Consider the following 12,755-nt stretch of genomic DNA (forward strand, 5'->3'; position numbering starts at 1 on the left):
AGAGCGCGCGCTGGCAGGAGCGGATGGTCGTCGCACTACACGGTCGACAGACCGCGCTACCCTAACATACTCTCCGCGACCCTCTGCCGATCTCTCGGGGCCCGGTGGTTCCCGCTGCTCGTCGGGACGAAGGCCCGGACCGTCGACACCGCGCAGCACGTCGTGGACGAGGCACTCCGGCTCGCCGGTGGTTCGGCGTACCGGTCGTCGTCCGAGCTCGCACGGCTCGCACGGGACGTCCGGGCGGGGCAGTACCACCCGTCGACGCGGGACTCGGCGGCGCGGACGATCGCCGCGGCGGAGCTCGGCCCGCTGGCGTAGCCCCGGTGCTCCCGCGGTGCGGCGGGCGTCGTTGCGTCGGCGCCGGCACGGCACGGCACGCGGTCTGCGTCACCGCACGTGTCGATCGACGCGTGGAACGTCGGACCATGCACGTGCAGACGGTACGTGCGCACCGAGCGACACCGCACGCGTCGATCGACGCGTGGAACGTCGGATGATGCCGACGCACGTGCACCGCCAGCGCGACCGCGTGCGCCACGGCCCGCCGGCGTAGCCCCGACGCTGTCGGTGGGGCGTGGCATCATCGCCGGGTGAGCAAGCAGGACGGACGCAACCGACTGGTCTCGGACCGTCCCGTCGACGACCGCACGGCGACGGTCCTGCACGTCGACATGGACGCCTTCTTCGCGTCCGTCGAACTGCTCGACCGACCCGACCTCGTCGGCCTGCCGGTCATCGTCGGGCACGACTCCGACCGCTCGGTCGTCACCGCCGCCACCTACGAGGCCCGGAAGTACGGCGTGAACTCCGCCATGCCGATGGCCGTCGCCAAGCGCCGGTGCCCGAACGCCGTCATCGTCGAACCGCACTTCGAGAAGTACAGCGCGAAGTCCGCCGCGGTCATGCGGGTGTTCGAGCAGTTCACGCCCCGGGTCGAGAAGCTCGGGATCGACGAGGCCTTCCTCGACGTGGCCGGCGCACTGCGGCTCTACGGCACCCCGTGGGAGATCGGTCGGGCGATCCGCGCGGCCGTCCTCGCCGAGACCGGCCTGCACTGCTCGGTGGGCGCCGCCTCCACCAAGTTCGTCGCGAAGCTCGCGTCGAGCCGGTCGAAGCCGGACGGGCTGCTCGTCGTGCCCGCCGAGCACACCGTGGCGTTCCTCCACCCGCAACCGGTGTCCGCGCTCTGGGGCGTCGGCGGCACCACGCAGGAGAAGCTCGAACGCCGGGGCATCCGCACCGTCGGCGACCTCGCGCACACCCCGCTGCCGTCGCTCGTCGCCGCACTCGGGCCGGCCGGTGGCCAGCGCCTGCACGACCTGTCGTGGGGGCGGGACCCACGCGTGGTCGACACGGGCGTCAGCGAGAAGTCGGTCGGGCACGAGGTCACGTTCGGTCGCGACCTCACCGAGCGCGACGACGTCGCCCGGGAGCTCCTCCGCCTGTCCGACAAGGTCGCCGTGCGGCTGCGCCGGGCCGGCGTGCAGGCCCGCACGGTCGCGCTGAAGGTCCGGTACACCGACTTCTCGACGCTGACCCGCTCCCGCACGCTCGCGGAGCCGACCGACGTCGCCAAACGCCTGCACCACGAGGCGGTCGAGCTCTACGACGTCCTGCACCGTCCGGGCAACCGGATCCGACTCATCGGCGTCCGCGGGGAGAACCTCGTCCCCGCCGCCGCGAGCAACGCGCTGTGGGACGACGACGCGCCGTGGCGCGAGACCGAGACGACCGTCGACGCGGTCGCCGCACGGTTCGGTCCCGGCGTGCTCCGACCGGCCTCGCTCGTGCGCGGCACGCCCGAGCAGCGCCCGCCGCACGCCCGGCAGGACCCGGCGTGACGGTAGGATCTCGTGCAGTGAGCGCAGCGGAGTACGACGACCAGCAGCAGCCCGCGACGCTGTGGGACGAGGGTCCCGGGCGCGGCGCGGACGGTGCCGGACAGCGGTCCGCGGACGGACCGGAGTCGGTCGCCGAGGGCACTGCCCGCCCCCACGACGAGGCCGTGCAGCAGGCGGAGAACGCCGGCAACGCGGCGGCCGAGCACCTGTCGCCCGCGTTCCCCGAGCGCGCCGCCTGGGGTACCGCGTCGAAGCTCCGCGCATGGCAGGTCGAGGCGCTGACGAAGTACTTCGAGACCGAGCCGCGCGACTTCCTGGCAGCTGCGACCCCGGGCGCCGGCAAGACCACGTTCGCGCTCCGCCTCGCCACCGAGCTCCTCGCCCGCGGCACGGTCGACCGCATCGTGGTCGTCGCACCGACCGAGCACCTGAAGCGCCAGTGGGCCGACTCCGCCGACCGGGTGGGCATCCGCATCGACCCGATGTTCAAGAACGGTGACGGGATGTACGGCCGGCACTACCAGGGCGTCGCGATCACGTACGCCCAGGTCGGCATGAACCCCGAGGTGCACCAGAAGATCACCGAGGGCGGCCGCACGCTCGTCATCCTCGACGAGGTCCACCACGGCGGCGACGCGCTCACCTGGGGCGACGGCATCCGCGAGGCGTTCACGAAGGCAACCCGCCGACTCTCGCTGTCCGGCACGCCCTTCCGCTCCGACACGTCGCCGATCCCGTTCGTGCAGTACGCCCCCGACGAGCAGGGCATCCGCACCTCGATCTCCGACTACAACTACGGCTACGGCCGGGCGCTCAAGGACGGCGTCGTCCGCCCGGTGCTGTTCATGGCCTACGCCGGTCAGATGCGCTGGAAGACGCGGATGGGCGACGAGATGTCGGCGTCCCTCGGCGAGCAGGTGACGAAGGACATCACCGCCCAGGCCTGGCGCACGGCCCTGTCGCCCGAGGGCGAGTGGATGCCCGCCGTGCTGTCCGCCGCCGACAAGCGCCTGACCGAGGTGCGCCGCGGGGTGCCGGACGCGGGCGGGCTCGTCATCGCCACCGACACGACCACCGCCCGGGCCTACGCCCGCATCCTGCAGCAGATCACCGGCGAGCGGCCCACGGTCGTGCTGTCGGACGAGGCCGCCGCGTCGAGCCGCATCCAGGCGTACGCCGAGGACACGTCGCGCTGGATGGTCGCCGTCCGCATGGTGTCCGAGGGCGTCGACGTCCCGCGGCTCTGCGTCGGCGTGTACGCCACGAGCGCCAGCACGCCGCTGTTCTTCGCGCAGGTGATCGGCCGCTTCGTGCGCGCCCGGCGCCGCGGCGAGACGGCGAGCGTGTTCCTGCCGAGCGTGCCGAACCTCATGGCGCTGGCCGCGTCGCTCGAACTCGAACGGGACCACGCCCTCGACCGGCCGAAGGACGCCGACGACGGGATGTACAACCCCGAGGACGCCATGGTCGCCGAGGCGAACAAGGAGGACCGGGCCTCGGAGAGCCTGCTCGAGGTGCAGCCCTTCGAGGCGCTCGACTCGCAGGCCTCGTTCGACCGGGTGCTCTACGACGGCGGCGAGTTCGGCACCGGTGGAGAGGTCGGCTCGCTCGAGGAGCTCGACTTCATCGGCATCCCGGGGCTCCTCGAACCCGACCAGGTGCGCGACCTCCTCCGTGCACGCCAGGCGACCCAGGCCAAGCGTTCGAAGGGCCGCACGGCGAAGGACGGCCTGCCGAAGCCGAAGGAGGACGCGGACCGGCCGATGTACCAGACGATCAAGGAGCAGCGCACCGAGCTCGCGCGGCTCGTGTCGATCTGGTCGCGCCACTCGAACGAGCCGCACGGCGCGATCCACGCCGAACTCCGACGGATCAGCGGCGGTCCGGCCGTGGCGCAGGCGAGCATCGAGCAGATCCAGAAGCGCATCGACGTGCTGCGCTCCCGCATCGGCGGACGCCGGTAGGCGCGCGACGTGCTCGACCCCGTGGACGACCGCACATGGTACGTCCGGCGCGACGCCGAGGCGTCACCCGAGGCCATCGTCGACCGGTTCGGCGGCGGCTACCGGCTGCGCGCGTTCTCCCTGACGGAGTCCCGTCGGACGCAGCACGGGGTGTACACCGGTCCCGAACTCGCCGAGACCGCGTGGTGGCGTCTGCGCGACCGCCCGCGCGGCTGATGACACCGGGGGCCAAAGTCCGGTAGACCGGACGCATGGCAGACTCGATCCCTCACGTCCTCGTCCTCGGCGGCGGTTCCGCTGGCTACACCACCGTCAAGCAGCTGCAGAAGCACGCCGCCACCGTGCCGATGCGCATCACGCTCGTGGACCAGAACACGTACTACACGTACCTGCCGTTCCTGCCCGAGGTCGCCGGTGGGCACATCGCCCCGAAGGACGTCACCTTCGAGCTGCGTCGTGCGCTCAAGAAGACCCGCGTCATCCAGGGCAAGGTGACGGGCATCTCGTCGAAGGACAAGACCGTCTCGATCGCCACGGCCGGCGGCGACGACCGCACCCTCGGCTACGACCAGCTCGTCGTCGCGCTCGGGTCGGTCACGCGCACCTTCCCGACCCCGGGCCTCGACGAGGTCGGCGTCGGCTTCAAGACCGTGGAGGAGGCCGCCTACGTCCGCGCGAAGCTGCTCGACAACATCGCGAAGGCCGCGGCGACGCGTGACGAGGACGAGCGTCGTCGCCTGCTCACCAGCATCTTCGTCGGCGGTGGCTACACCGGTGTCGAGGCGATCGGCGAGCTGTTCGACGTGTCGCAGGCCGCCATCGCCACCTACCCGTCGCTCGCCGGCGAGCAGCCGCGCTGGGTCCTCATCGACGCGCTCGACCGCGTCGCCCCGGAGGTCGGCCCCGAGCTGTCGAAGTGGACCCTCGAGTCGCTCCGGGCCCGCGGCATCGACGTCCGCCTGAAGACGACCATGCCGAGCTGCGAAGGCGGCGTCGTCAAGCTCTCCGACGGCGACGAGTTCGCCACCGGTCTGCTCGTCTGGACCGCCGGCGTCAAGCCGAACCCGCTCCTCGACGCGACCGACCTGCCGCGCGGCCCGAAGGGGCACCTCGCCGCGAACGCGAAGCTCCAGGTCGAGGCCGAGGACACGCACGAGGTCGTCCCGGGCGTCTGGGGCCTCGGCGACGTCGCGCAGGTCCCCGACCTGACGGCCGAGAAGCAGCCGGCGTACTACCCGCCGAACGCGCAGAACGCCGTCCGCCAGGCCGTCGTCGCAGCGGACAACGTGGTCGCGTCGATCACGGGCAAGCCGCTCGAGGAGTACCGCCACCCGTCCATCGGCACCGTCGCGTCGTACGGCGTCGGCAAGGGTGCGGCGAACATCAAGGGCGTCAAGATGACGAACCTGCTCGCGTGGCTCGCACACCGCTCGTACCACGTGTACGCGATGCCGACCCTGAACCGGAAGGTTCGGATCGTCATCGGCTGGATCACCGGTGCGGTGTCCGGTCGCGACGCGACCTCGCTCATCAAGGAGACCGACCCGCGACGCAACTTCGTCGAGGCCTCCAAGAGCTGACGTCACCACCTGACGGACGGGAGGCGCGGTGCCGGCTGGCACCGCGCCTCCCGTCCGTCCACGGGTCGCGCGCGAGCGCCCGGTGCGGCAGACTGACCCCCTCGGTGCGCGAGCACGGAGGTCCCCGAGGACGGTCCTGCGTGCACGACACCACCCCCTGCCCCCGCTGCGGCGCGCGTCGCGACGACACGGTGCACCGCTGCCCCGCCGCCGCCGACGTGCTCGGTCTGCCGCCGGCCGCCCTGCGCGTGCTCGAGGTCCTGTCGGCCGTCGGACGCCCGGTCGTCGTCGGCGGCACCGTGCGGGATGCCCTGCTGCGGGAGGCGGGTGTCGCCCTCCCCGCGGCGACCGAACCCGACGTCGACGTCGAACTGCACGGCGCTCCGGGCACGGAGGTGGTGATCGACGCGCTCCGGCGTGCCGGCGCCGTCGTCGTGACCGTCGGCGCGCAGTTCGCGGTGTGCAAGGTGCTGCTGGACGCGACGAACCTCGACGTCGCGGTCGTCCCCGGGGCGGTCGTCGACGACCCGGCCCTCGACCGCGCGGTCGCGGTCGCCTCCCGGCACCGCGACCTGACCGTCAACGCCGTCGCCTGGGATCCCGCACGAGGTGTCTTCCTCGACGCCGTCCACGGGATCGACGACGCGCGGGACCGGGTGCTCCGGCACACGTCCGACACGTTCGGCGACGACCCGCTGCGGGTGCTCCGCGTCGTCCGGTTCGTCGCGCGGTTCGGCTTCTCGGTGCACCCTGACACCGTCCGGCTCGCGCGGGCCCTGAGCGACCGGTGGGACACGATCGCGCACGAGCGGCTCTGGCCCGAGGTCCGGCGCCTCACCGAGGGGGACCACCTGTCCGCCGCGCTCGACGTCCTGCACGCGACGGACTGGGAACGGCACCTGCCGGAGCTGGCCGCGGTCCGCGACGTTCCGCAGGACCCCACCTGGCACCCGGAGGGGCCCGTGCACGTGCACAGCGGCCTCGCTGCCGACGCAGCAGCCCGGGCCTGCCGGGCGTCCTGGGTCGCCGGTGACCGACGTGTCGTCGTGGTGCTCGCGGCACTGCTGCACGACCTCGGCAAGGCGGGTGACGGGACGCAGCGGGTCGTCGACGCCGACGGGTCGGTCCGCATCCGCAGCATCGGGCACGAGGTGGCCGGGGCCGTCGCCGCGGCCGCCCTGCTCCGTCGCCTGGGTGCGCCGCGCTCGGTGGTCCGGGAGGTCGCGGTACTGGTCCGCGAACACATGGTGGCGCACTCCACCCACGGCGCTCCGCCGTCGCTCCCGGCCGCCCGCCGACTCCTGCGGCGGCTCGGTGGGGCGGTCGCGACCGCGGAGGCGTGGGCTCTCGTCTGCGAGGCGGACTCGCAGGGCCGGGGCCCGGCTGCGAACAGCAGCGCGGCCAGGGCGTGGCTGGACGTGCTGCGGAGCCACCAGGTGTCGGGGCGTCGGTCGAGCTTCGTGACCGGGCGCGACCTCGTCGACGCCGGACTCGCTCCGGGGCCGCGGTTCCGCACGCTCCTGGCCGAGGCGGCCGAGGCACAGGACGACGGGGTGTTCGACGACGCGGCGTCCGGGCGGCGCTGGCTGGCGGCTCGCCTGGCGGAGGCGACCCCGGCCGGGGACTGACTCGCGGAGGCACGGACTGGACGCCGTGCGCGGACCTGGAACGGCTCGCACGTGGCGTCGGTGAGCGTGGGCGGCACGAGCGAGAGGAGCGCCCATGCGCGCGATGACCTACCGCGGGCCCTACCGGGTCCGCGTCGAGGAGAAGCCGGACCCCCGGATCGAGCACCCGAACGACGCCGTCGTCCGGGTGGAGCGGGCCGCGATCTGCGGGTCCGACCTGCACCTGTACCACGGCATGATGCCGGACACCCGCGTCGGACACACCTTCGGGCACGAGTTCATCGGTGTGGTCGAGGAGGTCGGCTCGTCGGTGAGCAGCCTGACGGTGGGGGACCGCGTGATGGTCCCCTTCAACGTGTACTGCGGATCGTGCTGGTTCTGTGCGCGGGGGCTGTTCTCGAACTGCCACAACGTGAACCCGAACGCCACCGCGGTCGGCGGCATCTACGGCTACTCCCACACCACCGGCGGCTACGACGGCGGACAGGCAGAGCGGGTTCGTGTCCCCTTCGCGGACGTCGGTCCGTCGGTCGTCCCCGAGTGGCTGGACGCCGAGGACGCGCTCCTCATGACCGACGCCCTGAGCACCGGGTACTTCGGGGCGCAGCTCGCCTCGATCCACGAGGGCGACACGGTGGTCGTGCTCGGCGCCGGACCCGTCGGGCTCTTCGCTGCCCGGTCCGCGTGGTTCATGGGAGCGGGCCGCGTGATCGTGGTCGACCAGCTGGAGTACCGGCTCGAGAAGGCGCGGACCTTCGCGCACGCCGAGACGATCAACTTCGCCGAGGTCGACGACGTGGTGCTCGAGATGAAGCAGCAGACCGACTTCCTCGGGGCGGACAGCGTGATCGACGCGGTCGGTGCCGAGGCGGACGGGAACTTCACCCAGCAGGTCACGGCGTCGAAGCTCAAGCTGCAGGGCGGGTCACCGACGGCGCTCAACTGGGCGATCGACGGTGTGCGCAAGGGCGGGACGGTGTCCGCCGTCGGTGCGTACGGCCCGATCCCGAGCGCGGTCAAGTTCGGCGACGCGATGAACAAGGGCCTGACCATCAACACGAACCAGGCACCGGTGAAGCGCCAGTGGCCACGGCTGCTCGAGCACATCCAGGCGGGCCACTTCCGCCCGAGCGACATCGTCACCCACCGCATCCCCCTCGAGCACATCGACGAGGCCTACCACCTGTTCTCGTCGAAGCTCGACGACTGCATCAAGACCGTGATCGTGCCGTGAAGGAGGCACCCGTGTCCGACCACACCCCGTACATCGCCGATCCGCCCCGCCGCGTCCCGACGGCGGCGGAGCTCCGCGCGCGCATCCCCGGGTGGGGGAGCGACCTCGACCCCGCCGACCGCCCGTCGGTCCCCAAGCTGTCCCGCGAGGTCGGCTTCGCGTCCGGTGCGCACTGGGACGTGCCGGAGCAGCAGCCCGGCGCCGAGGGCCGCGAACGGTCGATCGAGCACGCCCACGTCACGCCGGTGTTCGGGACGGCGCAGCCGCTGTCCGGGCTCGCCGGCGTCGTGAAGCGGTACGCCTACCGCCGGTTCAGCGAGGGACGACTGGCGCACTGGATGCTCCTCGTCCTCGGCGACCGGATCGACGTCGCCACGCACCGGGTGACGGACGCGCTGCGCGGCCGTCCGGACCGCGTCGTGCACGAGACCGGCGTACGGGCGGAGATCGGCAACCGGCCGGTGGCCTCGCGGTCCGGCTCGTCGCGCCGCGACCGGCGGCACCAGCTGCTCGACCCGGTGGTCGCCAACTGGGGTTGGCTCGCGGCGCTCGGCGGTGTCGTCCTGCTGGTGCGTCGCCTGCGGCGTCGCTGACGAAGCTCCGGTGACCCATCAGCCGGTCGGGAGGCGCGGTACGAGCCCGCCCCGCGCCTCCCGTCCGCCTTCGTCGCCCTGAGCGAAGCGATGGCGATGCTCGCCGGGGAAGCACCAACGAGAAGTGCCCCCGGGCCGAAAGGCCAGGGGGCACCGCATCTTCTCGTGTCCGAGGGGGGACTTGAACCCCCACGCCCTAATACGGGCACTAGCACCTCAAGCTAGCGCGTCTACCATTTCCGCCACCCGGACAGGTGTTCTTCGCTTGTTCGGCCGTCGTTCCGGGCTGTTTCCCCGGCGTTCCTGCCGAGAGAAGACACTAGCACGGGTCCGGAGGCCCGCTGCACACGGCCGTGCATCCCGGGCGAGTCCCGCACGTCGCCGCGGATCGGGGCGGTCCGGCGCGGGGTGCCCGGTAGCCTCGGGGCATGAGCGACGCCCAGCCGGACCTCGAGGCCACCGCAGCCATCGCGCGGGACCTCATCCGCATCGACACGACGAACTGGGGCGAGGGGAAGTCCCGCGGCGAGACGGAGGCGGCGCACTACGTCGAGGCGGCGCTGCGCGACCTCGGCCTCGAGCCGCAGCTGTTCGAGTCGGAGCCGGACCGCGTGAGCGTCGTCGCCCGCGTGCCGGGTCGCGACCACGACAAGCCGGCGCTCGTCGTGCACGGACACCTCGACGTCGTCCCGGCGGACCCGACGAACTGGTCGGTCGACCCCTTCGGCGGGGTAGTCCGCGACGGCATGCTGTGGGGCCGCGGTGCCGTCGACATGAAGAACATGGACGCGATGATGCTGACGTCGCTGTCGGACGTCATCGAGCGCCAGGGTGCGCCCGAGCGGGACCTCGTCATCGCCTACTTCGCCGACGAGGAGGCGGGCGGCGTGCTCGGTTCGCACCACGTCGTCGACCGGCACCCGGAGGTGTTCGCGGGCGCCACGGCCGCCATCAGCGAGGTCGGCGGCTACTCGATCACGCTCGGGGACCGGCGCGCGTACCTGCTGCAGACCGGCGAGAAGGCCCTGATGTGGGTGAAGCTCGTCGCCCGGGGCACGGCCGCGCACGGGTCCCACGTCATCCGCGACAACGCCGTCACGAAGGTCGCGGCCGCCGTCGCGCGCATCGGCAGCGAGGAGTGGCCGGTCCGGCTGTCGGCCACGACCGAGGCGATGGTCGCCGAGGTCGCCCGGTTCCTCGGCGTCGACCCGCAGACGACCGGCCCGGACGAGGTCGCGCTGGCCACGGGCTCGGCGTCGCGGTTCATCCACGCAGCCCTGCACACGACGTCGAACCCGACGGTGCTCACCGCCGGGTACAAGCACAACGTCATCCCGGACACGGCCGAGGCGCTCGTCGACATCCGGTGCCTCCCGGGCGACGAGGACGCCGTGCTCGCGCGTGTCCGCGAACTGGCGGGCGACGACGTCGAGGTCGTCACGTCCTTCCGCGACGTCGGCCTCGAGCAGGACTTCGGCGGCCCGCTCGTCGACGCCGTGCGCGACGTCCTCGGTCGGCACGACCCGGGCGCCCCGGTGCTGCCGTACCTGCTGTCCGGCGGCACCGACAACAAGGCCCTGTCGACGCTCGGCATCGCCGGGTACGGGTTCGTCCCGCTGCAGCTGCCCGTAGGCATCGACTTCCCCGCGATGTTCCACGGCGTCGACGAGCGGGTGCCGCTGGCCTCGCTGGCCTTCGGGCGGCGCGTCCTCGGGGACCTGCTCGCGACGTACTGATACATTGCCGGGTCGCCTGCGCGGCACCGTCCTGCCTGCTGACCCCTGAAAGGCCCGCACGATGCACATCCTCGAGGCGATCTTCCTCGGCTTCGTGCAGGGACTCACCGAGTTCCTGCCCGTGTCCTCCAGCGCCCACCTGCGCATCGTCGGGCTGTTCCTGCCCGACGCGGAGGACCCGGGTGCGGCGTTCACCGCGGTGACGCAGCTCGGCACCGAGACCGCCGTGCTCATCTACTTCTGGAAGGACATCACCCGCATCGTCGGGCGGTGGTTCCGGTCGGTGTTCCGGCACGACGTGCCGAAGGGCGACCCGGACGTCCGCCTCGGCTGGCTGGTCATCCTCGGCACGATCCCGATCGGCATCGCCGGCCTGGTGCTCAAGGACTCGATCGAGACGACGTTCCGGTCGCTGTGGATCGTCGCGATCGTGCTCATCGTCTTCGGCGTGGTGCTCGGTGTGCTCGACGTCGTCGGCCGCAAGGTCCGTCCGATCGAGCAGATGACGTTCCGGAGCGGCCTGCTCATCGGTGTGGCGCAGATGCTCGCCCTCGTGCCGGGTGTCTCGCGCTCCGGTGCGACGGTGTCGATGGGGCTCGCACTCGGGTACACCCGTCCGGCGGCCGCACGGTTCGCCTTCCTGCTCGCCGTCCCCGCGGTGTTCCTGTCCGGCTTCTACGAGGCCGCGACCAGCCTGGGCGACACCGGTGCACCCTTCGGCCTCGTCGACACGCTCATCGCGACGGTCGTCGCGTTCGTCGTCGGGTTCGTCGTGATCGCCGCCTTCATGAACTACATCGCCAAGCGCAGCTTCCTCCCCTTCGTGGTCTACCGGATCGCACTCGGTATCGTGCTCATCGTGTTGTTGTCGCTCGGAGTGATCCAGCCGTGAGGGCCTGGCAGGCCCCGTCCGTCCCCGATGTCCCGGGGGACGCCCCGCGTCCCGTCGTGCACGACACGGCGGCCGGGCACCCCGTCGACCCGACCCGGGGCGAGGAGCGTGCGGCGCTCTACGTCTGCGGGATCACGCCCTACGACGCCACCCACCTCGGGCACGCGGCGACCTACCTGGCGTTCGACACGCTCGGCCGGGCCTGGCGCGACGCCGGGCTCGAGGTCGCGTACGCGCAGAACACCACAGACGTCGACGACCCGCTGCTCGAGCGGGCGACGCGCGACGGCGTCGACTGGCGCGAGCTCGCGGCCTCGCAGATCGACCTGTTCCGCCGCGACATGGAGGCGCTCCGCGTCCTGCCGCCGGACGACTTCGTGGCCGTGACGGACGAGGTCGAGCGGATCGCCGAGGCGGTCGCGTACCTGCAGGAGACGGGCTACGCCTACGACGTGCCGACCGAGGACTCCGAGGGCGACGACGTCTACTTCGACGTCAACCGCCCCACCGAGGCGTGGGCGCTCGGCGACGAGAGCCGCCTGGACCGCGAGACCATGCTCGCGCTGTCGGCCGAGCGAGGCGGGGACCCGGACCGCGCCGGCAAGCGCGACCCGCTCGACCCGCTGCTCTGGCGTGCCGAGCGCGCCGGGGAGCCGAGCTGGGACACCGAGCTCGGCCCGGGACGGCCCGGCTGGCACATCGAGTGCAGCGTCATCGCGGGCGACAAGCTCGGCCTGCCGATCAGCGTGCAGGGCGGCGGCAGCGACCTCGTCTTCCCGCACCACGAGATGAGCGCCGGGCACGCCGCCGCGCTCGCGCACCAGCCGCTCGCCAACGCCTTCGTGCACACCGGGATGATCGCCTACCAGGGGTCGAAGATCTCGAAGTCGCTCGGGAACCTCGTCACCGTGCGCGGATTGCTCGACGACGGCGCGGACCCGCGGGCGATCCGGCTCGCGCTGCTGTCGCACAAGTACTCGGACGACTGGGAGTGGTTCGACGGCGAGCTGTCGAGCGCGACGACCCGCCTGGCGTCGTGGGACGAGTGGGCGACCGGTGCGCGCGAGGGGCACGTCGACGACGCGGACGAGGCCATCGCCCGGATCCGGGCCCGGGTCGCAGACGACCTGGACACGCCGGGAGCGGTCGCTGCCGTCGACACGGCCATCGCGGCCGGGACGCGCGCGACGCCGGAGCTCGTCGACCTCGTCGACGCCGTGCTCGGCATCCGCCTGGGCTGAAGCCGGGCCGCGACGGACGGGAGGCGCGGTGCCAGCCGGCACC

At 72.4% G+C, this 12,755-nt stretch carries 11 protein-coding genes and 1 tRNA gene; 11 read left to right on the forward strand and 1 reads right to left on the reverse strand.

Annotation, left to right across the window (positions count from 1 at the left end; genetic code table 11):
• The first annotated feature begins 114 nt into the window (after positions 1-114).
• From H7A69_RS17560 to H7A69_RS15915, 8 genes are all read left to right on the forward strand, one after another.
• Complete coding sequence (locus H7A69_RS17560) at positions 115-321, forward strand: acyl-CoA dehydrogenase family protein (RefSeq protein ID WP_259346269.1); 207 nt, start codon at positions 115-117, stop codon at positions 319-321.
• A 272-nt stretch (positions 322-593) separates the two neighbouring features.
• Positions 594-1,844 carry a DNA polymerase IV gene (gene dinB, locus H7A69_RS15885; protein ID WP_182047942.1) on the forward strand — a complete coding sequence of 417 codons (1,251 nt, stop codon included), beginning with the start codon at positions 594-596 and terminating at the stop codon, positions 1,842-1,844.
• A gap of 164 nt (positions 1,845-2,008) precedes the next feature.
• A complete protein-coding gene (locus H7A69_RS15890) occupies positions 2,009-3,808 on the forward strand; it encodes a DEAD/DEAH box helicase (protein WP_182047948.1) in 1,800 nt (599 codons plus the stop codon).
• 9 nt (positions 3,809-3,817) lie between these two features.
• Complete coding sequence (locus H7A69_RS15895) at positions 3,818-4,024, forward strand: hypothetical protein (RefSeq protein ID WP_069710864.1); 207 nt, start codon at positions 3,818-3,820, stop codon at positions 4,022-4,024.
• Between the two features lie 35 nt (positions 4,025-4,059).
• On the forward strand, positions 4,060-5,388 hold the full coding sequence (locus tag H7A69_RS15900) for an NAD(P)/FAD-dependent oxidoreductase (protein WP_069710865.1): 1,329 nt from the start codon (positions 4,060-4,062) through the stop codon (positions 5,386-5,388).
• 140 nt (positions 5,389-5,528) lie between these two features.
• Positions 5,529-7,016, forward strand: a complete 1,488-nt coding sequence (locus H7A69_RS15905; protein ID WP_182047943.1) for an HD domain-containing protein — start codon at positions 5,529-5,531, stop codon at positions 7,014-7,016.
• 94 nt (positions 7,017-7,110) lie between these two features.
• Positions 7,111-8,250: a zinc-dependent alcohol dehydrogenase gene (locus H7A69_RS15910; RefSeq protein ID WP_182047944.1), complete on the forward strand. Its 1,140-nt coding sequence runs from the start codon at positions 7,111-7,113 to the stop codon at positions 8,248-8,250.
• An 11-nt stretch (positions 8,251-8,261) separates the two neighbouring features.
• Positions 8,262-8,843: a hypothetical protein gene (locus H7A69_RS15915; RefSeq protein WP_259346268.1), complete on the forward strand. Its 582-nt coding sequence runs from the start codon at positions 8,262-8,264 to the stop codon at positions 8,841-8,843.
• Between the two features lie 166 nt (positions 8,844-9,009).
• On the opposite strand, the gene H7A69_RS15920 is transcribed toward H7A69_RS15915, so the two are convergent.
• A tRNA-Leu gene (locus H7A69_RS15920) sits at positions 9,010-9,095 on the reverse strand.
• Positions 9,096-9,271: 176 nt separating this feature from the next.
• On the opposite strand from H7A69_RS15920, the gene H7A69_RS15925 reads away from it, so the two are divergent.
• From H7A69_RS15925 to mshC, 3 genes are all read left to right on the forward strand, one after another.
• A complete protein-coding gene (locus tag H7A69_RS15925; RefSeq protein ID WP_182047945.1) occupies positions 9,272-10,579 on the forward strand; it encodes a M20/M25/M40 family metallo-hydrolase in 1,308 nt (435 codons plus the stop codon).
• A gap of 61 nt (positions 10,580-10,640) precedes the next feature.
• Positions 10,641-11,471: an undecaprenyl-diphosphate phosphatase gene (locus H7A69_RS15930; RefSeq protein WP_182047946.1), complete on the forward strand. Its 831-nt coding sequence runs from the start codon at positions 10,641-10,643 to the stop codon at positions 11,469-11,471.
• Positions 11,468-12,712, forward strand: coding sequence for a cysteine--1-D-myo-inosityl 2-amino-2-deoxy-alpha-D-glucopyranoside ligase (mshC, locus tag H7A69_RS15935; RefSeq protein ID WP_182047947.1), 1,245 nt, complete (start codon positions 11,468-11,470; stop codon positions 12,710-12,712). Before H7A69_RS15930 ends, mshC begins: the two co-directional genes overlap by 4 nt.
• Positions 12,713-12,755 lie beyond the last annotated feature (43 nt).

The organism is Curtobacterium sp. ME26, assembly GCF_903970945.1.
Classification (GTDB): Bacteria; Actinomycetota; Actinomycetes; order Actinomycetales; family Microbacteriaceae; genus Curtobacterium; species Curtobacterium citri.

Bases quoted from the DNA above. Each gene is read 5' to 3' on its own strand.
- H7A69_RS15910 (WP_182047944.1), top strand. From the start codon at position 7,111: ATGCGCGCGATGACCTACCGCGGGCCCTACCGGGTCCGCGTCGAGGAG.
- H7A69_RS15925 (WP_182047945.1), top strand. From the start codon at position 9,272: ATGAGCGACGCCCAGCCGGACCTCGAGGCCACCGCAGCCATCGCGCGG.
- H7A69_RS15930 (WP_182047946.1), top strand. From the start codon at position 10,641: ATGCACATCCTCGAGGCGATCTTCCTCGGCTTCGTGCAGGGACTCACC.
- H7A69_RS15900 (WP_069710865.1), top strand. From the start codon at position 4,060: ATGGCAGACTCGATCCCTCACGTCCTCGTCCTCGGCGGCGGTTCCGCT.